22 protein-coding genes are annotated in these 25118 nt (G+C 71.2%); 16 read left to right on the top strand and 6 right to left on the bottom strand.

Annotation, left to right across the window (positions count from 1 at the left end; all coding sequences use genetic code 11):
- Positions 1 to 64: 64 nt before the first annotated feature.
- On the top strand, positions 65 to 1183 hold the full coding sequence (locus ACESM1_RS20830; protein WP_372623131.1) for a PP2C family protein-serine/threonine phosphatase: 1119 nt from the start codon (positions 65 to 67) through the stop codon (positions 1181 to 1183).
- Positions 1184 to 1298: 115 nt separating this feature from the next.
- Here ACESM1_RS20830 and ACESM1_RS20825 read toward each other — a convergent pair whose 3' ends face one another.
- Complete coding sequence (locus tag ACESM1_RS20825) at positions 1299 to 2189, bottom strand: alpha/beta fold hydrolase (protein WP_372623130.1); 891 nt, start codon at positions 2187 to 2189, stop codon at positions 1299 to 1301.
- Between the two features lie 110 nt (positions 2190 to 2299).
- On the opposite strand from ACESM1_RS20825, the gene ACESM1_RS20820 reads away from it, so the two are divergent.
- Positions 2300 to 3205 (top strand): NAD(P)-dependent oxidoreductase, encoded by a 906-nt coding sequence (locus tag ACESM1_RS20820; protein WP_372623129.1) that lies wholly within the window; start codon positions 2300 to 2302, stop codon positions 3203 to 3205.
- Positions 3202 to 4020: an N-acyl homoserine lactonase family protein gene (locus ACESM1_RS20815; protein WP_372623128.1), complete on the top strand. Its 819-nt coding sequence runs from the start codon at positions 3202 to 3204 to the stop codon at positions 4018 to 4020. The genes ACESM1_RS20820 and ACESM1_RS20815 overlap by 4 nt, the downstream gene beginning before the upstream one ends.
- On the opposite strand, the gene der is transcribed toward ACESM1_RS20815, so the two are convergent.
- Genes der through ACESM1_RS20800 form a run of 3 tightly spaced genes read right to left on the bottom strand, consistent with a single transcriptional unit; the run spans position 3993 to position 7368 of the window.
- Positions 3993 to 5336 (bottom strand): ribosome biogenesis GTPase Der, encoded by a 1344-nt coding sequence (der, locus tag ACESM1_RS20810; protein WP_372623127.1) that lies wholly within the window; start codon positions 5334 to 5336, stop codon positions 3993 to 3995. The two genes, ACESM1_RS20815 and der, sit on opposite strands and share 28 nt — an antisense overlap.
- 56 nt (positions 5337 to 5392) lie before the next feature.
- Positions 5393 to 6721, bottom strand: a complete 1329-nt coding sequence (locus ACESM1_RS20805; protein ID WP_372623126.1) for a PQQ-binding-like beta-propeller repeat protein — start codon at positions 6719 to 6721, stop codon at positions 5393 to 5395.
- A complete protein-coding gene (locus tag ACESM1_RS20800; protein WP_372623125.1) occupies positions 6718 to 7368 on the bottom strand; it encodes a tetratricopeptide repeat protein in 651 nt (216 codons plus the stop codon). Before ACESM1_RS20800 ends, ACESM1_RS20805 begins: the two co-directional genes overlap by 4 nt.
- A gap of 95 nt (positions 7369 to 7463) precedes the next feature.
- Here ACESM1_RS20800 and ACESM1_RS20795 point away from each other — a divergent pair, with 95 nt between their 5' ends.
- On the top strand, positions 7464 to 7790 hold the full coding sequence (locus tag ACESM1_RS20795) for a hypothetical protein (protein ID WP_372623124.1): 327 nt from the start codon (positions 7464 to 7466) through the stop codon (positions 7788 to 7790).
- A 294-nt stretch (positions 7791 to 8084) separates the two neighbouring features.
- Here the strand turns inward: ACESM1_RS20795 and ACESM1_RS20790 are convergent, their stop codons facing one another.
- Entirely contained in the window at positions 8085 to 8756 is a 672-nt protein-coding gene (locus tag ACESM1_RS20790) for a cyclic nucleotide-binding domain-containing protein (protein WP_372623123.1), read from the bottom strand.
- A 221-nt stretch (positions 8757 to 8977) separates the two neighbouring features.
- On the opposite strand from ACESM1_RS20790, the gene ACESM1_RS20785 reads away from it, so the two are divergent.
- The 12 genes from ACESM1_RS20785 (at position 8978) to ACESM1_RS20730 (ending at position 24734) form a co-directional block, all read left to right on the top strand.
- On the top strand, positions 8978 to 11713 hold the full coding sequence (locus ACESM1_RS20785) for a nitrate/nitrite transporter (RefSeq protein ID WP_372623122.1): 2736 nt from the start codon (positions 8978 to 8980) through the stop codon (positions 11711 to 11713).
- A 19-nt stretch (positions 11714 to 11732) separates the two neighbouring features.
- Positions 11733 to 15461: a nitrate reductase subunit alpha gene (locus tag ACESM1_RS20780; RefSeq protein WP_372623121.1), complete on the top strand. Its 3729-nt coding sequence runs from the start codon at positions 11733 to 11735 to the stop codon at positions 15459 to 15461.
- Between the two features lie 13 nt (positions 15462 to 15474).
- Entirely contained in the window at positions 15475 to 17040 is a 1566-nt protein-coding gene (gene narH, locus ACESM1_RS20775) for a nitrate reductase subunit beta (RefSeq protein ID WP_372623120.1), read from the top strand.
- Positions 17037 to 17747: a nitrate reductase molybdenum cofactor assembly chaperone gene (gene narJ / locus ACESM1_RS20770; protein WP_372623119.1), complete on the top strand. Its 711-nt coding sequence runs from the start codon at positions 17037 to 17039 to the stop codon at positions 17745 to 17747. Before narH ends, narJ begins: the two co-directional genes overlap by 4 nt.
- A gap of 12 nt (positions 17748 to 17759) precedes the next feature.
- On the top strand, positions 17760 to 18563 hold the full coding sequence (gene narI, locus ACESM1_RS20765) for a respiratory nitrate reductase subunit gamma (RefSeq protein WP_372623118.1): 804 nt from the start codon (positions 17760 to 17762) through the stop codon (positions 18561 to 18563).
- Positions 18564 to 18568: 5 nt separating this feature from the next.
- Complete coding sequence (locus ACESM1_RS20760) at positions 18569 to 19417, top strand: peptidylprolyl isomerase (RefSeq protein ID WP_372623117.1); 849 nt, start codon at positions 18569 to 18571, stop codon at positions 19415 to 19417.
- 19 nt (positions 19418 to 19436) lie between these two features.
- The gene (locus ACESM1_RS20755; RefSeq protein WP_372623116.1) at positions 19437 to 19943 is read left to right on the top strand and encodes a hemerythrin domain-containing protein; all 507 of its coding nucleotides are present in this window, start codon (positions 19437 to 19439) and stop codon (positions 19941 to 19943) included.
- A 10-nt stretch (positions 19944 to 19953) separates the two neighbouring features.
- Positions 19954 to 21189 (top strand): gephyrin-like molybdotransferase Glp, encoded by a 1236-nt coding sequence (glp, locus tag ACESM1_RS20750; protein WP_372623115.1) that lies wholly within the window; start codon positions 19954 to 19956, stop codon positions 21187 to 21189.
- A 1-nt stretch (position 21190) separates the two neighbouring features.
- Positions 21191 to 21955, top strand: a complete 765-nt coding sequence (locus ACESM1_RS20745) for a carbonic anhydrase (protein ID WP_372623114.1) — start codon at positions 21191 to 21193, stop codon at positions 21953 to 21955.
- Positions 21952 to 22491 (top strand): molybdopterin adenylyltransferase, encoded by a 540-nt coding sequence (gene mog / locus ACESM1_RS20740; RefSeq protein WP_372623113.1) that lies wholly within the window; start codon positions 21952 to 21954, stop codon positions 22489 to 22491. The genes ACESM1_RS20745 and mog overlap by 4 nt, the downstream gene beginning before the upstream one ends.
- A complete protein-coding gene (locus tag ACESM1_RS20735; protein WP_372623112.1) occupies positions 22491 to 23657 on the top strand; it encodes an NnrS family protein in 1167 nt (388 codons plus the stop codon). Before mog ends, ACESM1_RS20735 begins: the two co-directional genes overlap by 1 nt.
- 417 nt (positions 23658 to 24074) lie before the next feature.
- A complete protein-coding gene (locus ACESM1_RS20730; protein ID WP_372623111.1) occupies positions 24075 to 24734 on the top strand; it encodes an HAD family hydrolase in 660 nt (219 codons plus the stop codon).
- A 6-nt stretch (positions 24735 to 24740) separates the two neighbouring features.
- Here the strand turns inward: ACESM1_RS20730 and ACESM1_RS20725 are convergent.
- The coding region (locus ACESM1_RS20725; RefSeq protein WP_372623110.1) for a glycosyl hydrolase family 65 protein at positions 24741 to 25118 on the bottom strand (378 nt) is incomplete at its 5' end.

Below are 25118 nucleotides of genomic sequence, written 5' to 3'. Positions count from 1 at the left end.
CGCTTGCGCGCCGCGCCCCCCGCGCGGCATGTTGCGCTACCGTGGCGGTTCGGGGGAGTGGGCGTTGGACGATACCGAGCGCACCAGCATCCGCCGCCCCGGCACGGCCGCCCAGCCGGCCGAAGAACCCGTGCTGCACGTGCTGCAGCTGGAGAACGATACCACCTCGCCGCCGCGACGCGTCCTCCTGGGCGCGCTGCCGCTGCGCATCGGAAGGGTGGAGGGCAACGATCTGGTGCTGCCCTCGCCGGAGGTGTCGCGCGGCCATTGCAGCGTGGTGCTGCAGGAGGGCCGCGCGGTGGTGACCGATCTCGGCTCCACCAACGGCACGCTGGTGGACGGGCAGCGGATCGCCCAGCCCACGGTTCTGGGGGAGGGGGCGCGCATCGTGATCGGCCCCTTCACGCTCGCCTATCTGCGCGGCCCGCGGCGCACGCTGGAGCGCGCGGCGGAGATCGAGCGCGACCTCGAACGTGCCGCCCGCTACGTGCAGGCGCTGCTGCCGCGGGTGGTGCCGGAGGGACCGGTGCGGGTGGACTGGCGCTTCGTGCCCTCGGTGGCGGTTGGCGGTGACGGCTTCGGCTATCGCACGCTGGCGGATGGCCGCTTCGCCGTCTGGCTGCTGGATGTGGCAGGGCACGGCGTTGGCTCGGCGCTGCTCGCCGCCTCGGTGATGACGATGCTGCGGGAGGGCGGGCCGCCCGGCGCCGATCCCGGCGATTGCGCCGCCGTGCTCGGCGCGCTGGATGCGGCCTTCGAGATGGACCGGCATGGCGGGCTGTTCTTCACGCTGTGGTACGGCGTGTACGAGCCGGCAACACGCCGGCTCTCGCATGTCGCGGGCGGGCATCACCCGGCCTATCTCGCGGTGCCCGGCAGCCCGTTGCGGCCCGTGGGCACGCGGAACCCGCCGGTCGGCGCAGGCTTTCCCGGGCGCGTCGCGCAGGTGGGCACCGAGGTGCTGCCGCCCCGTGCGCGGTTGCACCTGTTCAGCGATGGCGCCTTCGAGACGATGACGCCGGCCGGCGTGCAGAACGCGCTGCCCGATTTCCTGCGCGCGCTGGAGGCGCCGCCGGTGCCCGGCCTGCCCGAGCCGGAGCGGCTGTTGCGCATCGCGCAGGCGCTTGCTGCCGGCGCGCCCTTCGACGACGACGTCTCGATCCTGACGCTCGACTTTCCCTGAGCCAGACCCGAGTTGCCCGGACCGGGCCCGGGCAACTCGGGTCTCGCCCTTTCGAGCCGGCGATTCACGCCCTGGCGTGCCCGCCCGCGGCGTCCACACTCAGGGCGATCGCAGGCTATCCGCCGGTCGGGTCCAGGAAGCCGTCGAGCGCCGCCAGCACCTCCTCTGGCGCTTCCTCCGGCAGGTAGTGGCCGGAGTTCACCGCTGCACCGGCGACGGGGCCGGCGACGTAGCGGCGCCACACCTCCAGCGGCTGGTACCAGGCGCCGACCTTGCCCTTCGCGCCCCACAGCGCCAGCAGCGGGCAGGCTATGCGCTGGCCCGCTGCGCGACTGGCGCGGTCATGCGCGAGGTCGATGGTGGCGGCGGCGCGGTAATCCTCGCAGATCGCCTCCACCGTGCCTGCCAGGTGCAGCGCGGCGAGGTAGTCGGCGCGCGCCTCGGGGTGGAAGAAGCCGCGGTCCTTCGGCTCGCGCGAGGTCTGGATGTCGAACCAGTCCTCGACATCGCGCAGGATCATCCGCTCCGGCTTGGGATGCGGCTGGGCGAGGAAAAACCAGTGATAGTAGCCCATCGCGAAATCCATGTCGGCGGATTCGAAATGGTGCAGCGTCGGCACGATGTCCATCGTGCAGAGCCGCGCGACCGCCTGCGGCGCGTCCAGCGCCAGCCGGTGCGCCACCCGCGCGCCGCGGTCATGCGAGACCACCTGGAACCGTGCGAAGCCAAGCCCGCGCATCAACGCCAGCATGTCCGCCGCCATCGCGCGCTTGGAATACGTCGCATGATCCGCCGAGACCGGCGGCTTCGCGGAGAAGCCGTAGCCGCGCAGGTCCGGGCAGACCACGGTGAAGCGCTGCGCGAGCACCGGCGCGACCTTGTGCCACATCACATGCGTCTGCGGGTTGCCGTGCAGCAGCAGCAGCGGCGGGCCCTCGCCGCCGCGGCGCAGCCGGAGTTCCGCCCCGTCGCCGGCGCGTCGTTCCTCGACGAATCCCTTGAACATGCCTGCCGCCTCCACCCGTGTTCGCGGTCAGCCTAGCCGCTTCGGCCTCGCCCGTTGACCCCTGCCAGGCCCCGGCGCAGCTTCGCGCTTCGACCAGTGGGAGAAACGGCATGAACCGCGTCGGCTTCATCGGCATCGGGCGCATGGGGTGGCCGATGGCGCTGCGCTGCCTCGGCGCCGGCTTCACCGTGACGGTGCAGGATGCGGTGCCCGGCCGTGCGGAGGCGTTCGCGGCGCAGCATGGCGGCATTGCCGCGCGCGATGCCGCCGCGGCGGCCGAAGGTGCCGACGCCGTCATCACCATGCTGCCCACGAGCCGCGAGGTTGCCGAGGTCGTCGCCGCCATCCGCCCCGTGCTGGCGCGCGGCGCGGTGGTGGTGGAGATGTCCTCCGGCGAGCCCTCCGCCACGCGCGGCATGGCTGAAGCGCTGGCGGCGCACGGCATCGCGATGGTTGATGCGCCGGTCTCCGGCGGCGTGTCGCGGGCGGAGACCGGGCAGCTCGCCATCATGACCGGCGGCGACGAGGCGGCACTGGCACGCGTGGCCCCGCTGCTCGGGGCGATGGGCACCAGCATCACCCGCTGCGGCGATATCGGCGCCGGCCAGGCGATGAAGGCGCTGAACAACCTGGTCAGCGCAGCCGGCTTCCTGGTGAGCGTGGAGGCGCTGCTGATCGGCAGCCGCTTCGGGCTGGATCCCGCGGTGATGGTTGACGTGCTGAACGCCTCCACCGGCATGAACAACTCGACGCAGAAGAAGCTGAAGCAGTTCGTGCTGTCGCGTGGCTTCGATTCCGGGTTCGGGCTCGACCTGATGGTGAAGGACCTCTCCATCGCGCTGCAGGTAGGCCGCGAGACGGCGACACCCGCGCCGCTCGCCGCGCAGACGCGGGAGCTCTGGGCGGCGGCCGCATCGCTGCTCGGCCCGGGCCAGGACCACACCGCCGCGGCCCGCTTCTCGGAGGCGCTGGCGGCGGACGAACTCTCCTCTCACCAGGTCGCGCGGAAGGGATGAGCACGATGTGGCAGGTCTTCGCGCTGCGCTACGGGCGCCACGAGCGTCCCGCCCAGGCCAATTTCCTGATGCCGGTCGCGGATGCGCATGATGCCATGCCGATCGACTACTTCGTCTGGCTGCTGCGCAACGCGGAGGGCCGCGAGATCCTGGTGGATACCGGCTTCGATCCCGAGACCGCGGCGCGCCGCAACCGCCCGCTGCTGCGCACGGTGCAGGATTGCCTCCGCTCGGTGGGCAGCTCCGCCGAGGCGATCCGCGACGTCATCATCAGCCACCTGCATTACGACCATGCCGGCAATCTCAGCGCCTTCCCCAATGCAACGTTCCACATCCAGGACCGCGAGGTGTCCTTCGCCACCGGCCGGCACATGTGCGCCGCCTGCCTGCGCGCCACCTTCGAGGTCGAGGACGTGGTGAAGCTGGTGCGCGCCGTCTATGCCGACCGCGTCTGCTTCCATGACGGCGAGGGCGAGATCGCGCCCGGCATCACCGTGCACCATGTCGGCGGCCATTCGGATGGGATGCAGATGGTGCGCGTGATCACGGCCCGCGGTCCGCTGGTGCTGGCCGTGGACGCCGCGCATTTCTACGCGAATGTAGAACGGGGGAATCCGTTCTCCATCATCTTCGATGTCGGCGCCACGATCCAGGGTTGGCGCCGGGCGCGGCAACTCGCCGGCGGCGACGAGAGCCTGGTCATCCCCGGCCACGACCCGCTCGTGCGCGCGCGCTACCCCGCCGTGGATTCGGAGGCGGAGATCATCCGCCTCGATCTGCCGCCGCTTCAGCCCGGCGGGCCATCCTCGGCATAGGGGTTGTCCGTGCCGCGCAGGTTCAGCCGGATCGGCACCCCGGGCATGCCAAAGACCTCGCGGAACGAATTCACGAGGTAGCGCCGGTAATCCTCCGGCAGCTGGTCCGCGCGGGTGCCGAACACCACGATGGTCGGCGGGCGCGCCTTGGGCATCGTCGCGTAGCGCAGCTTGATGCGCTTGCCGTCCACCAGCGGCGGCTGATGGCGTTCCTTGATCGCCTCGAACCAGCGGTTCAGCTCGCCGGTCGGCACGCGGCGGTTCCACAGCGCATAGACCTCGCGCACCGTCGGCATCAGCTTCTCGACACCCTTGCCGGTGGCCGCCGAGAGCGGCACCACGAAGACGCCCTTGGATTGCGCGAGGCTCGCGGTCAGCACATCCTCGATCCCCCGCCGGGTGGCGGCGCGGTCCTCCACCGCATCCCACTTGTTCAGCGCGATCACCACGGCGCGGCCCTCGCGCTCGGCCAGGCGGGCGATGCGCAGATCCTGCTCGTCCATGCCGAGCAGCGCGTCCACCACCAGCACCACCACCTCCGCCTCCTTCAGCGCGGCGAGGGTGGCAGCGACGGACATCTGCTCCAGCTTCTGCTCGATGCGCGCCTTCTTGCGCATCCCCGCGGTGTCCACCAGGCGCACCGGGCCTTCCTCGTCGCGGAACTCCAGCGCCACGGCGTCGCGCGTCAGGCCCGGCTCGGGGCCGGTGATCATCCGCTCCTCGCCGAGCAGCGTGTTCACCAGCGTGGACTTGCCGGCATTCGGCCGGCCGACGATGGCGAGGCGGAGCGGCCGGTCGGCCGCGTCGCGGGGGGCGCGGCCGGTGTCGGTCAGGCGGTCGCGCACCTCGTCATGCAGCGTGCCGATGCCCTCGCCGTGCTCGGCGCTGAGCGGCACCGGATCGCCGAGGCCGAGCTCATAGGCTTCCAGCGCCATCTGCGGGCCGAGCCGTCCCTCGGCCTTGTTGGCGACCAGGATCACCGGCAGCCCGGAGCGCCGCAGCCAATTGGCGAAGGCGCGGTCGGGCGGGGTGAGGCCGGTGCGGGCATCCACCACGAACAGCACCAGGTCCGATTGCCGCAGCGCCGCCTCGCTGCTCGCGCGCATGCGGCCGGGGATGGTGTCGGGCGGCGCCTCTTCCAGCCCGGCGGTGTCCGCCAGCAGCACGTTCACGCCGCCGATGATCGCCTCCGCTTCCTTGCGGTCGCGGGTGACGCCGGGGGTGTCGTCCACGATGGCAAGCTTGCGGCCGACCAGCCGGTTGAACAGCGTGGACTTGCCGACGTTCGGACGGCCGAGGATGGCGATTCGTTGCATGTGTTCCCAGACCCTCGTCTCGGCCGTCTTCCGCAGGCGGAAGACGGCGGAAAGGATCAGCGTAACGCGATAAGCGTGCCGTCGTCGGCAAGGGCGACCAGCGTGCCCTCGGCGGTCGCCATCGGCAGGGTGACGCCGGAGCCGAGCGAAATCCTGCCGACGATCTCGCCCCCCGCCGGGTCGAGCATCAGCAACTCCCCGCGTGAGGACGGCACCAGGATGCGGCCACCGGCCGCCAGCGGCTTGCCGAAGCGCGCCGGCTCGCCGCGACGGCCACCATCCGGGGTGGCATCGAGCTCCGTGACCCAGCGGATCCGCCCATCCTCGCGGCCGATGGCCAGCGCCTCGCCGCCGCCGGTGACGGCGAAGACCCACTCGCCCGCCGAGGCGACGCCGGCGCCGCCGCCCAGGCTGCGTTCCCACAGCCGGCGGCCGCTGCGCAGGTCCACCGCGATGGTGGTGTTGCCCAGGCCAACCGCGAAAACCCGCCCATTGTCGATCACCGGCAGGCCGGTGATGCCGACGATATCGGCCAGGCTGACGCTGCCCACCCCCCCCAGGCTCTCCGCCCAGAGCAGCCTGCCATCGCTGGTGCGCAGCGCGACGAGCTCGCCGGAGCCGAAGCCGGCCACCACCGCCCCGCCCTCCACCGCCGGCGCCGGCAGTCCGAGCGGCAGCGTGGTCTGCGGCCCGCCGCGATGCGTCCAGAGCCGCCTTCCATCCTCCGCGGAGAGGGCGATCAGCTGGTTCTCCGTGGTCGGCACGAAGATCCGCCCCTCGGCGACGGTGGGCGCGCCGCGCGCCGGGGCGGGCAGCCGCACCCGCCAGGCAATGGCGCCATCGGCGGCGTTCAGCGCCAGCACCTCCGCCGCGCCGGTGGCGACGAACACCGTCTCGCCGACCACCGCGGCGCCGCCGCCGAGGCCGACTGCGCTCTCATCCTCGGGCGTGGTCTCGGTGCGCCAGCGCTGGCGGCCATCGGCCAGGGCATGGGCGCTCACCGTGCCCCAGGCATCCACCGCATAGACCACGCCACCGGCGATCACCGGGCCGGCGGTGATCCGCTGGCGATAGGCCGAGCCGCTGCCGACCGAGGCGCGCCAGGCGACCGCAGGCTGCTCGGCGAGCGCGACATGGCCAGGCGCGTGGCTCGGCGGCCCGCCCACCATCGGCCACTCGGCCAGCGGCTGCGCCGGCGGCAGCGCGACATTGGCGGCATCGGTGCCGGTATCGGGGCCGAGCACTGGCTCCGGCCGCAGCACGCTGCGCCGCTCGCCGGGCAGGGGGCGCTCGGTTGTGCCGAACAGGGCATCATAGGTGCTGCAGCCCGGCAGCAGGGCGATGGCGCCGAGCAGGGCCATGCGGCGGGTGGTGCGGTTCGTCATGAGCGCAGCCCCGCCGCGACGCGCTGGGCGCGTTCGCGGATGCCCTGCGGCGCCCCCTGGTCGGCGACCAGCGCCTCCAGGATTCGGCGCGCCTCCTCGTTCTGGCCCTGGCGCAGGGCCAGCAGCGCCTGCGCCTCGCGCGCCGAGGCGCGCCAAGGGTTGCCCTCGGCGGTGAGCGGGCCAAGGCGGGCGGCGAGCTGCGCCGGGTCGCCGCTGTCCAGCGCATGCGTCACGGTCAGCAGCGTGGCGAGGTCCCGGTAGAGCGGGCCGGCCTCGGAATCGGTCGCCACCTCCTCCCACAGGGAGAGTGCGGCGGCGCGGTCGCCGGTCTCGGCCTTGAGTGCGGCGGCGCGCAGCCGGGCCAGGGTGCGGTACCCCGCGGGCGCCTCGCGCGCCAGGGCGGCGAAGCCATTGGCGGCATTGGCCAGGTCTGCGCCCTCGCGTTCGGCGGCGCGGTGCAGGGTGAGGTAGGTCTCCGCGGCGGCGGTGGCCTGGCGGGCCTCGTTCCAGCGCCAGGCCTGCCAGGCGCCGGTTGCGGCGATCGCCAGCAGCGCCACGCCGAGCGCGACGCCGCCCCATCGCTGGGCCAGCTTGCGCGTGCGTTCGGCGCGGAGATCCTCCTCGACCTCGTCGAAGATGTCGGGCACGTGGTGTCCTTCTTTCTGCCGGGCTCGTGAGCTGGCGGGCGGACCATACAGGCGCGGTCACGGTGCGTTAAGCCCGCGGGGTGGAGCTTCGCGCCATGGCCCGCCGCAAGACGCTGCTTTCCGCCCTATTCCTGCTGCTGCCGGCCGGCTGCGGGCTGGAGCCTGCGCTCGGCCCGGCCGCAGTGGTCGGCGGCGCCTCGCTGGTCTTCACCGGCAAGACGCCGCTGGACCATGTGGCGGGCTGGACGACCGGCCAGGACTGCTCCGCCGTCCGCTGGGAGCGGCACGGGCCATGGTGCGCCGCGCCACCCCCGCCGCCGGGCCCGCCGCCCTTCTGCACGCGCTCGCTGGGCGGCGTGGATTGCTGGACCGCGCGACCACCAGGGGCGCCCTTGCGCGGCGTGGCGGATCCGGCGCGGTAGAGGGGACCTTCCGGTGCGGCCAAGGAGGCGATAGCCGCCTGCACATCCTCGCCCGGCGCGACGACGCTGCGCGCCGCGGCGGTGCCGCGGCGAGCAGCGCCCAGCCAGGCTGCAAGATGCTCGGCTACTCGCACGATTGGCGACGAACCCGCACCCCGCAGGAGCCAGTGCCCAGCCCTTGAACGAGGCCGAAAACGCGACGGGCCCCGCGAAGGGAACCGGGAATCGAGAGCCGGCGACGACCGGAGCAGCGGGAGCAGCGCAGGAACGGAGTTCTCCGCGTTGGCTGCGTCGTCACCTCGTCAGCGCCGTCCTGTCGGCCACCGTCGCACCGTCTGCGCCGCGTCGCAGCTTTCCCTTCTGTTCCAGCCCGGCGAGAGCGCGCGACAGCGTCTCCGGCGTCATCCCCAGGCGGGCCGCGATCGCCGCCCGCGGTTCCGGCATGGATGCATTGCCGGCACCGGCTTCCTCCGAAACCCGCCGCGCGACGAAGCGCGCCACGCGATCCTCTGCGCTGCGCAGCTTCAGGTCCACCACCTGGTCCACCATCAGCCGCCAATGCCGCGCCAGCAGCTGCGAGGTGGCCCTGCACAGATCATGCGAACGGCTCACGCCCTCCCGGAAGAGGTCCGCGGGGATCATCAGCACGCGCACCTCCGTCAGGGCGACCGCGGAGGCAAGGTAGGGAAGCCGGAGCATCACGGCCGGCGCCAGGAACAGCTCCCCTGGCCCGAACAGCTCGACCATGGTGCGGCCGGACCCCTCGACACTGGCCTGCAGGCCGATGCTGCCTTCCAGCAGCATGTGGAGGAATTCAGGCTCCTCATCCTGTTCGAACAGTGTGGCGCCGCGCGGCAGCAGCTGGGTGAAGCTTGGCCGCAGCACCTCCGCCATCGCCGCAGGGCCGGCCGCCTGGAAGAAGGGCGAGCTCTCAAGAAGGAGTCGCGTGCGTGAGGCATGCGGCATGGGGGGATCTCCGGGACAGGCCCCAGCTAGCAGCGCTGGATCGCCCGCCGCCTTGATCTGGATCAACGCGAGAGCTCGCCGCCGTCAACACGCGCCTTGTTCCAGTCGGTCTCCAGCCGAATTTGCCCGGCGCGGGGGGGCAGGACTTGATCCGGATCAAGCTCGTTCGCGCGCCGCGCCTTCATTGCTCCGCCAGCCTCGGAAGGATGACGGAGGAGGGCATGTCTCAGACAACCATGGCGCCAGACCCTGGCGCGCAATCGCGGGCGTTGTGGCTATCCACAATCGCCTTCACGGTGTGCTTTGCCGTCTGGACGATCTTCTCGATCATCGGCATCCAGGTGAAGCGCGACCTCGGGCTCAACGACACGCAGTTCGGCCTGCTCGTCGGCACGCCGATCCTGACGGGCAGCCTGGTCCGGCTGATCCTCGGCATCTGGGCGGATCAATACGGCGGCCGCACCGTCTATGCCGGCACGATGGTGGCCGCGGCGCTGGCGACCTTCCTGCTGACCTTCGCCTATGACTACCCGACCTTCCTGATCGCCGCCCTCGGCGTCGGCATCGCCGGCGGCTCCTTCGCGGTCGGCATCGCCTATGTGTCGAAGTGGTTCCCGAGGGAGAAGCAGGGCACCGCGCTCGGCATCTTCGGGGCCGGCAATGTTGGGGCCGCGGTCACCAAGTTCCTCGCCCCGGTGGTGATGGTGGCCTTCGGGTGGAAGATGGTCGCGATCATCTGGGCGGTCGCGCTGCTCGTCACCGCGGTGGCGTTCTGGTTCATGACGGAGGACGACCCCGACCTCGCCAAGCGACGCGCGACGGGCCAGAAGCCCGAGCCGATGTCGGCGCTGCTCGAGCCGCTGAAGAACGTGCAGGTCTGGCGCTTCAGCCTCTACTACTTCTTCGTCTTCGGCGCCTTCGTCGCGCTGGCGCTGTGGCTGCCGCGCTACATCATTGACACCTACGGCTTCAGCATCACCGCCGCCGGCATGATCGGCGCGGCCTACTCGGTGCCGGCCTCGATCTTCCGCGCCTATGGCGGCGTGCTGTCTGACAAGTACGGCGCGCGGCGCATCATGTACTGGACGCTCGGCGTCTCGGTGGTGGTCAGCTTCATCCTCTCCTACCCGCCGACCAGCTACGTGGTGGACGGCATCCAGGGCCCGATCGCCTTCCGCTTCGAGATCGGCGTGATCCCCTTCATCATCCTCGTCTTCGTCCTCGGCTTCTTCATGAGCCTGGGCAAGGCGGCGGTGTACAAGCACATCCCGGTCTACTACCCGAACCGCGTCGGCCCGGTCGGCGGCATCGTCGGCCTGATCGGCGGCCTTGGCGGCTTCGTCCTGCCGATCGTCTTCGGCCTGCTGAACGACCTGACGGGCATCCGGCAGAGCTGCTTCATGCTGCTGTTCCTGGTCAGCGCGGTGGCCCTGGTGTGGATGCACCTGGCGATCCTGCGCATGGAGCGCGAAGCCGCCGCGCCGGAGCTGGAGCGGCTGCCCGCGCTGCCGGAGATGCAGCCGATCCACGGCGCAGCGCAGGAAGGCGCGCTGCGCGGCAGCGCCATCCAGGATTGGCGACCGGAGGATCCGGTGTTCTGGCAGGAGAAGGGGCGCGCGATCGCACGGCGCAACCTGTGGGTCTCCATCCCCTGCCTGCTGCTTGCCTTCGCGGTGTGGATGGTCTGGTCGGTCGTGGTGGCGAAGCTGCCGGCGGTCGGCTTCCGCTTCGACACCGGCCAGCTGTTCTGGCTCGCCGCGCTGCCCGGGCTTTCCGGCGCGACGCTGCGCATCTTCTACTCCTTCATGCCGCCGGTCTTCGGCGGGCGGCTCTGGACCACGCTGTCCACCTGGTCGCTGATGATCCCCGCGGTCGGCATCGGCTTCGCCGTGCAGAACCCGGCGACGCCCTACTGGGTGTTCCTGGCGCTGGCGCTGCTCTGCGGCCTCGGCGGCGGCAACTTCGCCTCCTCGATGGCCAACATCTCGTTCTTCTTCCCGAAGCGGGAGAAGGGCAACGCGCTGGCGCTGAATGCCGGGCTCGGCAATCTCGGGGTCAGCGTGGTGCAGTTCGTGGTCCCGCTCGTGATCACCGCGGGCGTGTTCGGCGCGCTCGGCGGGGATCCGCAGTCGGCGCAGGGCGGCGCCACGCTCTGGCTGCAGAATGCCGGCTTCATCTGGGTGCCCTTCATCGCCGCCGCGGCCTTCGCCGCCTGGTTCCGGATGGACGACATCGCCTCGATGAAGGCGTCCTTCTCCGACCAGGCGGTGATCTTCCAGCGGAAGCACAACTGGATCATGTGCCTGCTCTACACCGGCACCTTCGGTTCCTTCATCGGCTACTCGGCCGGGTTCCCGCTGCTGGCGCGGACCCAGTTCCCCGCGGTAGACGCGCTGCAGCTGGTCTTCCTCGGGCCGCTGGTCGGCGCCGTCTCGCGCTCCCTGACCGGTTGGGTCTCGGATCGCTGGGGCGGCGGGCGTGTCAGCCTGCTGGTGTTCATCGCGATGGCGGCGGGCGTCTACGGCGTCATCCACTTCATCGGCATCAAGGAGCAGCCCGGCGCCTTCTGGGGCTTCTTCGCGAGCTTCATGTTCCTCTTCTTCGCAAGCGGCGTCGGCAACGCCTCCACCTTCCAGATGATCCCCGCGATCATGGGGAAGGACATGGCACGGTTGATGCCGGGCGCGGACGCGACGCAGCGCCGCGTCCAGGCGGAGAAGGAAGGGGCCGCGATCATCGGCTTCACCTCGGCGGTCGCGGCCTATGGCGCCTTCTTCATCCCCAAGAGCTACGGCACCGCCATCGCGATGACGGGCAGCCCGGTCGCGGCGCTCTGGGGCTTCTTCGTCTTCTACCTGATCTGCATCGCCGTGACCTGGGGCGTCTACACGCGCCGGGGCGGCCTCCTCCACGACGTCGAGCGCAGCCGCGCCAGCGGCCCCGCCGTGCCGGCATGACGCGAAGGGACACCGCAAGATGAGCCACTTCCTCGACCGCCTGACCTTCTTCAGGAAATACGCAGGCACCTTCAGCAACGGCCACGGCGAGACCACCGTCGAGAGCCGCGCCTGGGAAGACGCCTACCGTTCGCGCTGGGCGCACGACAAGATCGTGCGCTCCACCCACGGCGCCAACTGCACGGGGTCCTGTTCCTGGAAGATCTACGTCAAGGGCGGGATCGTGACCTGGGAGACGCAGCAGACCGACTACCCGCGCACGCGCCCCGGCCTGCCCAACCACGAACCGCGCGGCTGTTCGCGCGGCGCGTCGTACTCCTGGTATCTCTACAGCGCGAACCGGGTGAAATACCCGATGATCCGCAAGCGCCTGCTGCGCCTGTGGCGCGAGGCGAAGGCGCTGCACGGCGATCCCGTGACGGCCTGGAAGTCCATCCAGGACGATCCGGCGAAGCGGCGCGAGTACCAGCAGGTCCGCGGCCAGGGCGGCTTCGTCCGCGCGAACTGGGAGGAGGCGGAGGAGATCGTCGCCGCCGCCAATGTCCACACCGTGAAGCAGTGGGGGCCGGACCGGGTCATCGGCTTCTCGCCGATCCCGGCGATGAGCATGGTCAGCTACGCCGCCGGCAGCCGCTACCTCTCGCTGATCGGCGGCGTCTGCATGTCCTTCTACGACTGGTACTGCGACCTGCCTCCCTCCTCGCCGCAGACCTGGGGCGAGCAGACCGACGTGCCGGAATCGGCCGACTGGTACAATGCCGGCTTCATCATGATGTGGGGATCCAACGTGCCGCAGACGCGCACGCCGGATGCGCACTTCATGGCCGAGGCGCGCTATCGCGGCACCAAGGTGGTGACCGTCACGCCGGACTATTCGGAGGCGTCGAAGTTCGCCGATCTCTGGCTGCACCCGAAGCAGGGCACCGACGCGGCGCTGGCGCTCGCCATGGGTCATGTGATCCTGACCGAGTGGCATGCGCAGGGGAAGGGCGACTACTTCCTCGACTACTGCCGCCGCTACTCCGACATGCCGATGTTGGTGCTGCTGGCGGAGAAGGATGGGCGGCTGGTCGCCGACCGGCAGCTGCGTGCCTCCGACCTGGCGGAGGAGATGGGCCAGGCCAACAACCCGGACTGGAAGACCGTGGCGGTGGATGGCGCGACGGGCGCGCTCTACGTGCCCACCGGCTCCGTCGGCTTCCGCTGGGGCGAGCAGGGCAAGTGGAACCTCGAAGGGCGCGACGCGCGCACGCTGGAGACGGTGACGCCGCGGCTCAGCCTGGCGGGTGGCGAGGCGGCGGATGTCACCTTCCCCTATTTCGGCGATGGCGCACCGGAGTTCTTCAATCCGACGCAGCTCGGCAACACGGTCACGCATCGCGTCCCGGTGCTGGATGTCGAGCTGAAGGACGGCAGCACCGCCCGCGTCGCCACCGTCTACGACCTGTTCCTGGCGAATTACGGCGTGACGGGCAGCGCGGAGTACGACGCGATGCGCCCCTACACGCCGGCCTGGGCCGAGGCGGTGTGCGGCGTGCCGCGCCAGCAGATCATCACCGTGGCCCGGGAGTTCGCCGACAACGCCGAGAAGACGCGCGGCAAGTCCATGGTCATCCTCGGCGCCGCGCTGAACCACTGGTACCACTCGGACATGAACTACCGCGGCATCATCAACCTGCTGGTGATGTGCGGCTGCATCGGGCAGTCGGGCGGCGGCTGGGCGCACTACGTCGGGCAGGAAAAGCTGCGGCCGCAATCCGGCTGGATCCCGCTGGCCTTCGCCACCGATTGGGGCCGGCCGCCGCGGCAGCAGAACTCGACGAGCTTCTGGTACGCGCATACCGACCAGTGGCGCTACGAAACGGTGCAGGTGAGCGACCTGCTCTCCCCGACCGCGCCGAAGCCCATGACCGGCGCCCTGATCGACTTCAACATCCGGGCCGAGCGGATGGGCTGGCTGCCCTCCGCACCGCAGCTCGCCACCAACCCGCTCCGCATCGCCGCCGACGCCGAGCAGGCCGGTGTGCCGGTGCCGCAGTATGTCGCGAAGGGGCTGCAGTCCGGCGCGCTGGAGATGAGCTGCGAGGATCCCGACCACCCGGCGAACTGGCCGCGCAACCTCTTCGTCTGGCGCTCCAACCTGCTCGGTTCCTCCGGCAAGGGACACGAGTATTTCCTGAAGCACCTGCTCGGCACGCAGCATGGCGTGCAGGGCAAGGATCTGGGCGAGCAGGGCGCGGTCAAGCCGGAGGAAGCCGCCTGGCACGACGAGGCGCCGAAAGGCAAGCTGGACCTTCTGGTGACGCTCGACTTCCGGATGAGCACCACCTGCATGTATTCCGACATCGTGCTGCCGACCGCCACCTGGTACGAGAAGCACGACCTGAACACCTCCGACATGCATCCCTTCATCCACCCGCTTTCCGCGGCGGTGGATCCGGCCTGGGAGAGCCGCACCGACTGGGCGATCTTCAAGGGCATCGCGAAGCGCTTCTCGGCGATGGCGGCCGGCCATCTCGGCAGGGAGCGCGACGTCGTGCTGACGCCGCTGATGCATGACAGCCCCGGCGAGCTGGGCCAGACGCACGAGATCCGCGACTGGAAGAAGGGCGAGTGCGATCCGATCCCCGGCAAGACGATGCCGGCGGTCACGGTGGTGGAGCGCGACTACCCCAACACCCACGCCCGCTTCGCGGCCCTCGGCCCGCTGATGGACAAGCTCGGCAACAACGGCAAGGGCATGGCCTGGAAGACCAGCGACGAGGTGGCCTTCCTGCGCAACCTCAACGGCACCACCGAGGTACCCGGTGTCGAGGGCAAGCTCGCAAAGATCGAGACCGACATCGATGCCTGCGAGGTGCTGATGCATCTCGCACCCGAGACCAACGGCCATGTCGCGGTGAAGGCATGGGAAGCGCTGGGCAAGGCGACCGGCCGCGACCACACGCATCTCGCGCGGCCGAAGGAGCACGAGGCCATCCGGTTCCGCGACGTGCAGGCGCAGCCGCGCAAGATCATCTCCTCGCCGATCTGGTCGGGGCTGGAGAGCGAGGAGGTCTGCTACAACGCAGGCTATACCAACGTGCACGAGCTGATCCCCTGGCGCACGCTGACAGGGCGGCAGCAGCTCTACCAGGACCATCCCTGGATGCTCGCCTTCGGCGAGGCGCTGTGCCTCTACCGCCCGCCGGTGGATCTCCGTGCCCACCAGGCGCTGCACAATGCCAAGCCGAACGGCCACAAGGAGCTGGCGCTGAACTTCATCACGCCCCACCAGAAATGGGGCATCCACAGCGTCTATACCGACAATCTGCTCATGCTGACGCTCTCGCGCGGCGGGCCGATCGTGTGGCTCAGCGAGACCGACGCCACCACGATGGGCATCGAGGACAATGACTGGGTGGAGGCCTTCAACGCCAACGGCGCGCTCTGCGCGCGTGCCGTCGTCTCCCAGCGCGTCCCGAAGGGGATGATCATGATGTATCACGCGCAGGAGAAGATCGTGAACGTGCCGGGCAGTGAGATCACGCATGCCCGCGGCGGCATCCACAACTCCGTCACGCGCGCCACCGTCAAGCCCACGCACATGATCGGCGGCTACGCGCAGCTCGCCTACGGCTTCAACTACTACGGCACGATCGGCACCAATCGCGACGAGTTCGTGCTGGTGCGCAAGATGGCGAATGTCGATTGGCTCGACGGCCCGCGCGTGACGCCGCAGGCCGCCGACCTCAAGGCAGCCGAGTGAAGGGATCAGGAAGATGAAAGTCCGCGCGCAGATCGCGATGGTCCTCAACCTCGACAAGTGCATCGGCTGTCACACCTGCTCCGTCACCTGCAAGCAGGTGTGGACCAGCCGGGAGGGCGTCGAATACGCCTGGTTCAACAATGTCGAGACCAAGCCCGGCATCGGCTACCCGAAGGATTGGGAGAACCAGGACAAGTGGAAGGGCGGCTGGGCGCGCAAGCGCAACGGCACGATCCAGCCCCGCATGGGCGCGAAGTGGCGCATCCTGGCGTCCATCTTCGCCAACCCCCACCTGCCGGAGATCGACGACTACTACGAGCCCTTCACCTTCGACTACACGCACCTGCAGACCGCGCCCGAGAGCGAGACGATGCCGGTGGCGCGCCCGGTCAGCCTGCTGACCGGCGAGCGCATGGAGATCAAGTGGGGCCCGAACTGGGAGGAGATCCTGGGCACGGAGTTCCGCAAGCGCTCCAAGGACCGCAACTTCGAGGGCATCCAGAAGCAGATCTACGGGCAGTTCGAGAACACCTTCATGTTCTACCTGCCGCGGCTCTGCGAGCATTGCCTGAACCCGGCCTGCGTCGCCTCCTGCCCCTCCGGCAGCATCTACAAGCGCGAGGAGGATGGCATCGTCCTCATCGACCAGGAGAAGTGCCGGGGCTGGCGCATGTGCGTCTCGGCCTGCCCGTACAAGAAGATCTACTACAACTGGCAGTCCGGTAAGGCGGAGAAGTGCATCTTCTGCTACCCGCGCATCGAGGCGGGCGAGCCGACGGTGTGCTCCGAAACCTGCGTCGGGCGCATCCGCTACCTCGGCGTGATGCTCTACGACGCCGACCGCATCCAGGAAGCCGCAAGCGTCGAGAACGAGCAGCACCTCTACCAGTCGCAGCTCGATGTCTTCCTCGACCCGGAAGACCCAGCGGTGATCGCGCAGGCGCGCGCCGATGGCGTGCCGGAAGCCTGGCTGGAGGCGGCGCGGAACAGCCCGACCTACCGCATGGCGATCGACTGGAAGATCGCCTTCCCGCTGCATCCGGAGTACCGCACGCTGCCGATGGTCTGGTACGTGCCCCCGCTCTCGCCGGTGCAGGCCGCCGCCGAGGCCGGCCATATCGGCTGGAAGGACGGGCTGCCGGATGTGGAGAGTCTGCGCATCCCGGTGAAGTACCTCGCGAACCTCCTGACCGCGGGTGCGGAGGCACCGGTGATCAACGCGCTGCAGCGGATGATGGCGATGCGCATGCATATGCGCGCGCGCACCGTCGAGAACCGGGAGGACACCGCCATCCTCGCCCGCGTCGGCATGACGGCGGAGCAGGTCGAGCAGATGTACCAGACGCTGGCGATCGCGAACTACGAGGATCGCTACGTCATCCCCACCACGCACCGCGAGTATGCCGAGAACGCCTTCGACCTGAAATCGTCCTGCGGCTTCAGCTTCGGCCAGGGCTGCTACGACGGGCGCACCGTCGGCAACCTGTTCAGCGCCTCCGGCCCCTCGGCCGGGCGCATGGCGCCACCGGCGATCCGGGAGGCGAACGAGGCCGCCGCGCAGCAGGGAACCAACCGATGAACCGCCGCCTTGCCATCCTGTCCACGCTGCTGCGCTACCCGGACGAGGCGCTGCGCGCCGACCTGCCGGACATCGCCGCAGCCATCGCCGCCGCGGGCTTCCGGCCTGACCTTGCGGCGAAGCTCGGCCGCCTGGTCCGCCGGCTCGGCCTCGGCGACGGGCTCGACCGCGAAGAGGGGTATGTGCGCCTCTTCGATCGCGGGCGCGGCACCAGCCTGCACCTGTTCGAGCATGTGCACGGCGACACCCGCAACCGCGGCCCGGCGATGATCGAGCTCGCGCAGGTGTACGAGCAGGCGGGCTTTGCGCTGGATGCGCGCGAACTGCCCGACTACCTGCCGCTGTTCCTGGAATTCTGCGCGCATGCGCCGGCGGAGACGGCGGCGAACCTGCTCGGGCAATGCGCGCCGATCCTGGACCAGCTGCACGCCCGATTGCTCGGCCGCGGTACGCCCGATGCCCGCGCCTATGCCGCCGTGATCGCCGCGGCCTTGGCCGAGGCCGGCACGCAGCCGGCCATGCAGCCCACAGCGGAGCAGGAGCAGAGCGACGCGGACGAGATGGCCGCGCTCGACGCCGCCTATGAGGCGGAGCCGGTGGTCTTCGGCCCGGAATCGGACCCGGACCAGAAGGGTGCCCGCGCCAAGCTCTCCGCCATGATCGATCGCCTGCGGAAGGTCCGCGGCGCCGCCACCCACGCTCGTTGAAGGAGAGCGACCATGTCCGCCTTCTGGAACGGCTTCACCGACTACCTCCACACCTTCCTGTTCGGCATCTATCCCTACATCTGCATGGGCGTCTTCGTCATCGGGTCGCTCATCCGCTTCGACCGCGACCAGTACACCTGGCGGTCGGGGTCGTCGCAGCTGCTGCGGCGGCGGCAGCTGGTGATCGGGTCCAACCTCTTCCACTTCGGCATCATCTTCCTGTTCTTCGGTCACTTCGTCGGCCTGCTGACGCCGCACTGGGCGTATGACTGGCTGATCTCGCCCGGGCAGAAGCAGATTGTCGCGGTCACCGCAGGCGGCATTGCCGGCGTGATCTGCTTCATCGGCCTCTCGATGCTGCTGCACCGCCGCCTGTTCGACGGGCGCATCCGCCGCACCTCGACCTATGCGGACACGGGCATCCTGGTCCTGCTCTGGGTGCAGCTCTCCCTCGGCATCATCACGCTGCCCTTCTCGATCGGGCATTCGGACGGCGCGGCGATGCTGCAGCTCTCAGCCTGGAGCCAGGCGATCGTCACCTTCCAGGGCGGTGCCGCGGACCTGATCCGCGGGCTCGACTTCCCCTATTACGCGCACCTCGTGCTCGGCATGACCCTGTTCCTGGTCACGCCCTTCACGCGGCTGGTGCACATCTTCTCCGCGCCGGTCTGGTACTTGTTCCGCGCCTGGCAGATCGTGCGGGTTCGCGGCGGCGCCACGACCCGGCCGGGGCCGGTGATGCCGCCTGGCATGGTGGCGCCCCCGGCGCGCCCGTTGCCGGCCGACACGCGGCCAAACGTCGCGGTGGTGGAGTAGAAGCCATGGCCATCCACATCCATCCCCCACCGCCCCCCGCGCCGCCTGCCGCCGCACCGGCCCAGGCGGCCCTGCCGGAGCACGACATCGTCGTGAACGGCACCGTCATCCCGGCGCGCGAGGTCGCGGCCGAGATGCAGCACCACCCCGCGGTGGATGCCTTCGCCGCGTGGGAGGAGGCGGCGCGCGCGCTCGTCGTCCGCCGCTTGCTGCTCGACGCCGCGGCCGCTGCGGGACTCGATCCCGCCGAGGAGGATGACGCGATCGGCGCGCTGCTTGCGCGGGAGATCCGCGTGCCGGAGCCGGACGAGGCGGCGGCACGCCGCTGGTTCGCCGCCAACCCCGACCGCTTCGGCACGCCGGAATGGTGGGATGCGAGCCACATCCTGCTTGCGGCCGACCCGGAGGACGCGGAGGAACGTTCCGCCGCCCGCACGCGCGCGACGGCGCTGCTCGCACAGGTGCAGGAGGTTCCCGGCAGCCTGCCGGATCTCGCGCGGCTGCACTCGGCTTGCCCTTCCCGCGAGCAGGGCGGCCATCTCGGCCGCATCGAGCGCGGCAGCACGGTGCCGGAGTTCGAGACCTTCCTGGCCGCGCTGGTGCCCGGGCAGGTCTGCCCGGAAGTGGTGCAGACCCGCTACGGGATGCATGTCGTGCAGCTGCACCATCATGCGCCACGCCGCACGCCCCGCTTCGAGGATGCGGTGCCGGAAGTGATGCGGGACCTCGCGCGCGTGTCGTGGCAGTCCGCGGTGCGCCACTACATCGCCGTGCTCGCCGCGCGCGCCACGATCGAAGGCTTCGCCCTGAGTGCCGAGGGCGAGGCGCGCGCCGACGGCCCGCTGGTCAACTGAGCGCGGGGGGCATCGTGCGATGGAAGGCAGGGAGGCGCGGTTCGGGAGGCTCGACCCTGGGCTTCTCGCGGATCCCCTGGATTTCCTGAGCGCCGAGCATGCGCGCCAGCGCGCGCTGCTCGGCCATCTCGAACGGCTCGCACGCAAACCCTCGGGGGCGGCGCAGGTGGCGATGGCACGCGCGTTGGCCGCCTGGCTCGCCTGCGAGCTGCCGATGCATCTGCGGGACGAGGAGGAATCGCTCTATCCGCGCCTCGGCTCCTCGGCGGGCCCGGTGATCCGTACCCTGACCGAGGAGAACCGGGCGGCCGCCGCACTGCGCGCGGAGCTGCGTGCGGAGCTCTCCCTGATCGCGACCGGCCAGCGCCCCTCGGACCGGTTCACCCCGGCTGCGCTGGATTTCGTTGCCGGGTACCGGCGGCACCTGGCCGTCGAAGATGTCGAAGTGATGCCTGCCGCCCGGCGCAGCCTGAGCAGCATCGCCTGCAAGGTGATCACCCGCGAGATGGCGGCGCGGCGGGGCTGAGGAGACAAGCATGCCTGATGGAACCCTGCTCGCCGGCTGCGACGACGCGTCGCGCCTCATCCCGCCCGAGGCGGCGCTCGGCCGGCTGCTGGCGCAGACACGGCAGCTCGGCGTGACCGAGGCCTGCGCCGCGCAGGCAAGCGCCGGGCGCGTGTTGGCTGCCGATGTGACGGCGCCGCGCTGCCTTCCGCCCTTCCACCATGCGGCGATGGATGGCTTCGCCCTGACGGCGGCCGACCTGGCCATCGCGCACCCGCCGCGCGTGCTGCGACGGATCACGGCCGGCGATCCGCCGGGCGCGGCCCTGCTGCCGGGCGAGGCGGCGCGCGTGCTGACCGGCGCGGCCCTGCCCGCCGGCGCCGCCGCGGTGGTGATGGAGGAACATGCACGCGTCGTCGATGGTCGGCTGTGGCTGCGCCGGAAGCCGGAGCCCGGGCAGAACATCCGCCGCGCGGGAGAGGATGTCGCGGAAGGTGCCGCCGTGCTCGCGGCCGGGCGTCGTGTGGTTGCGCGCGACGTGGCGCTGCTGGCCGCGCTCGGCATCGCGACCGTGCAGGTGCGCGCGCGCCCGCGCGTCGGCGTGCTTTCGAATGGCAACGAGCTGGCGGGCGGCCTGGTCCACGACAGCAACCGCCCGATGCTGCTCGCGCTGCTGCGCGGGGCCGACGTGGAACTTGTGGACCTCGGCCTTCTGCCGGATGACCCGCGCCACATCGCCGCGGCGTTGCGTGCGGCGGCGGCCGGCACGGACCTCATCCTCACCACCGGCGGCCTCTCGGGCAGCGATGCGGACCACCTGCCGGCGGCGCTGCTTGCCGCTGGCGGCACGGTGGAGGTGCTGCGCCTGGCGCAGAAGCCGGGCAAGCCGCTGGCGCATGGGCAGCTTGGCGCGGCGCGGTGCCTGCTGCTGCCCGGCAACCCGGTCGCGGCGCTGGTCGGGATGCTCACCCTCGGCCTGCCGCTGCTGGCGCGCCTGGCCGGTGCCGAGGCATGCGCCCTTCCGCCGCAGCCGGTGAGGCTGGCGCGGGATCTGCACCGCACACCGGGGCGCGTCGAGTTCCGCCCGGCGCGACGCGTCGGGCTGGACGCCTCCGGCCTGCCGCTGGTCGAGCCGCTCGGCCGCGGCGGCTCCGCCAGCCTCTCGCCGCTCGTCGAGGCCGACGGGCTGGTCCGGCTGCCGGCGGAGGCGGCGCGGTTCGAGGCCGGCGAGCGGCTCGGCTTCCTGCCTTTCCCCGAGGGGTGCTGACATGGCGCGTCGCGATCCGCAACCGGCGCCGAGCGGTGCGTTGCGGCGGCTGGTGGACGGCTTCGACCGCTTCCGCGGCCAGCATTTCGAACAGGACCACGACCTGTATGACGCGCTGCTCGACGGGCAGCGGCCGGAGGTGATGATCATCGCCTGCTCGGACAGCCGGACGGACCCCGCCATCATCTATGGCGCCAAGCCGGGCGAGCTGTTCGTGGTCCGCAACGTCGCTGCGCTGGTGCCGTTCTATGAGCCGGATCATCGCCCGCGCGGGACCTCCGCGGCGATCGAGTTCGGCGTGAAGGCGCTGGGCGTGCGGCACATCATCGTGCTCGGTCATTCCTTCTGCGCCGGCGTGCGCTGCCTGCTGGAACACGACCATGGCGGCGAGCGCTTCGAGTTCGTCTCCGACTGGGTGAACATCGCGCGCGAGGTCCGCGACGAGATGGACGGGCTGGTGACCGATGCCGAGCGTGCGGTGATCGCCCGCCGCGCCGAGCAGGCGACGGTGCTGGCCAGCCTGCGCCATCTCGCCACCTATCCCTTCGTGGCCGAGGGCGTGCGCGAGGGGCGTCTCGCGCTGCATGGCTGGTACTTCCATTTCGGCTGGGGGCTGCTGCAGGCGGCGGAAACCCCGGACGGCCCGTTCCGCCAGGTGGATGGCGGCGCGCCGCCCGCCCCGGCGCTCGGTGTCGCCGAGGCCACCCACGCGCTCGCCAGCATCCGCCTCGGGAAAGGCGCGCTGGTCCGGGAGTGCGGCGAATGAGCGATGCAACGGTGCGGATCGGCGTCGTCACGGTCTCGGACCGCGCCTTCCGCGGCATCTACGAGGACCAGGGCGGGCCGGGGATCGAAGCGGCGCTGGCGCGTATCCTGGCCAGCCCCTGGCAGCCGGTGCGGCGCCTGGTGCCGGATGAGCGACCGGCGATCGAGGCCGCGCTGCGCGACCTGGCGGACGTCGAGGCCTGCCCGCTGATCGTCACCACCGGCGGCACGGGCCCCGCGCCACGCGATGTCACGCCGGAAGCCACGGAGGCGGTGTGCGACCGGCTGCTGCCGGGCTTCGGCGAGCTGATGCGTGCCGTCTCGCTGCGCGCCGTGCCGACCGCGATCCTTTCCCGCCAGATCGCGGGCACGCGCGGGCGGAGCCTGATCGTGAACCTGCCCGGCAAGCCCTCGGCCATCGCCGAATGCCTGGACGCGGTGTTCCCCGCCATCCCCTACTGCATCGACCTGATCGGCGGGCCGCGGCTCGAGACGGATCCGGCGGTCTGCGTCGCATTCCGGCCGAAGGGGGCGTGATGGCGCTGTTCGCGCACGGCTTCCGCCCCTTCTTCCTCATGGCGGCGGTGGTGGCGCCGGTGGCGGTGGGCGTCTGGGCGCTGGCGCTGGCGGGGCTGACGCTGCCCGATGGCCCCCTGCCGCCGATGCGCTGGCATGCGCATGAACTGCTGGCGGGCTTCGTGGCCGCTGCCATGATCGGCTTCCTGATGACGGCGATCCCGAACTGGACCGGGCGGCGCGGCTATTCCGGTCCGCCGCTGATCGTCCTTGCGTCGCTGTTCCTGGCGGCGCGCTTCGCGATGCTGCCGGGCTCGCCAGTGCCGATCAGCGTTGCGGCGGTGCTCGCCCTGGCGCCGCTGCCGGCGACGCTGCTGCTGGTGCTGCCGGCGCTGGTGAAGGCGAAATCGCCACGGCTGTTCGGCCCGCCTGCGCTGGTGCTGCTGTTCTGGTCGGGGCAGGTGATGATGCTGGCCGAGGAAGCCGGCTGGTGGATGACGCCGGGCTGGGCGACGGGCCAGATGCTGATGGCGAACATGGCGCTGCTCCTGGTGGTGCTGATCGGCGGGCGGATCGTGCCCTCCTTCACGCTGAACGCGCTCCGCAAGACGCCCCGGCCCGCCGAGGCCCGGCCGCTGCCCGGCGTGGACCGCGGCGCGATCCTCGCGGTGGCTGCGGTGGCGGCGGTGGATGTGGCGGCGCCTGGCGGCGTGCCGGCGGGGCTGGTCGCAGTCGTCGCCGCGGCGCTGGTGGCGCTGCGCCTGTCGCGCTGGCACGGGCAGCGCACGCTGCGCTGGCCTATCCTGTGGGTGCTGCACCTGGCCTATGCGCTGATCCCGCTCGCGCTGGCGGTGAAGGCCGTGTCGCTGCTGACCGGCGCGGCCTGGGCGTCCGCCTGGCTGCACCTGCAACTGGTCGGGCCGGTCGCGCTCATGATCGTCGCGGTGATGACCCGCGCGACGCTCGGGCATACGGGGCGCACGCTGGTCGCCGCGCCGGCGACCGTCGCCGCCTATGTGCTGCTGCCGGCGGCGGCGCTGCTGCGCGCCTTCGGCGGCGTGCCGGGGGAGGATGCGCTGCCGGGTCTGGTTGCCGCTGCGATCTGCTGGGTGGCGGCCTTCGTGCTGGTCCTTGCGGTCCACGCGCCGATGCTGCTCGGCCCGCGACCGGACGGGAAGGCGGGGTGAGGGGCGGCTGTCCGCCTTGAGCGATCGAGTGGCAAGGTCGATGAGGGCGGTGCGGCGCGCAGTTCTCGTTCATGGCGCGCTCATCAGGCGTGCCGGGGTGAGGCAGCATGGTCGCCCCCAGAAGGCCGGGTGGGCGCGCCCGACCCAAGCCCCCGGCTTCTTCTCGGGATTACGAGAGGTGGTGGAAGCGGGCGATGGGAATCGACCCCGCGATATCAGGCCTGGGAACGATGCCCCGGCGGGCCGACGCATCGGGGCCTCCACCGTTGACGATCTGCCTGAGCGACCGATCTGCCTGGCGGAGGTCACGCCGATGGAGAACGCCGCGACCGTCACACTGTCGCCCGACCGGCTGGATGCCGTCCTGTTCGACCTGGACGGCGTGCTGACGGACACGGCCGAGGTACACGCTGCCGCGTGGAGGCCCTGTTCGATGCGGCGCTGCGCCGGATCGCCGAGGGCGGCGGTCCGCCCTTCCGCCCCTTCGACGCACGGGCCGAGTATCACGCCTTCGTGGACGGCAGGCGCCGCGAGGACGGGGTGCGGAGCTTCCTCGCCGCGCGCGGGATCGTGCTGCCGGAGGGCTCCGCCGCCGACGCGGAGGACGCGATGAGCGTCGCCGCCCTGGCGCGCCGCAAGCAGGCGATGTTCATGGCAGCGCTGCGCGAGCGCGGAGCCGACCCCGCGGCCGGCGCGGTGGACCTGCTCCGCGCAGCGCGGCGCGCGCGCCTGCCCGTCGCGGTGGTCTCGGCCAGCCGGAACTGCGCCGCCGTGCTGGCGGCGGCGGGGCTCGACCGTCTGGTGGACCTTCGCGTGGATGGGGTGGACGCGGCGGCGCTCGGCCTGCCGGGCAAGCCGGCGCCCGACACCTTCCTCGAAGCGGCGCGGCGGCTCGGCGTGCTGCCCGCGCGCTGCGTCGTGTTCGAGGACGCACTCGCCGGCGTGGAGGCCGCCCGCCGCGGCGGCTTCGGCCTGGTGGTCGGCGTGGACCGCGGCGGCCAGGCCGAGGCGCTGCGCGAGCACGGTGCGGATCTCGTGGTGCGCGACCTCACGGAGGTCGCGGTGGCAGAAGCCTGAGCCGCCTCACCCCGCCGGCTGCGCCGGCGGTGGCGCGAGGGGGAAGTCCGGCACCGGCTCGGGCGGCGGCGGCAGGGTGGGGCGGGCGGCGACCGGGGCTGCGGCGCTGAGCGCGACCTCCTTGCCGTCGTGGAACAGCGTCAACGCCGCACCCGACTCCAGACGGTAGGTGGTGACGTCGTGGCGGACCTCCACGCGCAGCCGCGCGCCGCGGATTGTCAGCGGGAAGCGCAGCGACCGCCACTCCGCCGGCAGGCGCGGGCTGAAGGCGATGCGCCCGCCATCGTCGCGCAGCCCGCCGAAGCCCTGGACCAGCGCCATCCAGGTGCCGCCGATCGAGGCGATATGCGCCCCGTGCCGCATGTTGCCGCCGATGTCGGAGAG

It is taken from the genome of Falsiroseomonas sp. (genome assembly GCF_041690465.1).
Lineage (GTDB): Bacteria > Pseudomonadota > Alphaproteobacteria > Acetobacterales > Acetobacteraceae > Falsiroseomonas.
Note: the sequence above shows the minus strand (reverse complement) of the source record. Positions and strands in the feature narration are given on the sequence as shown.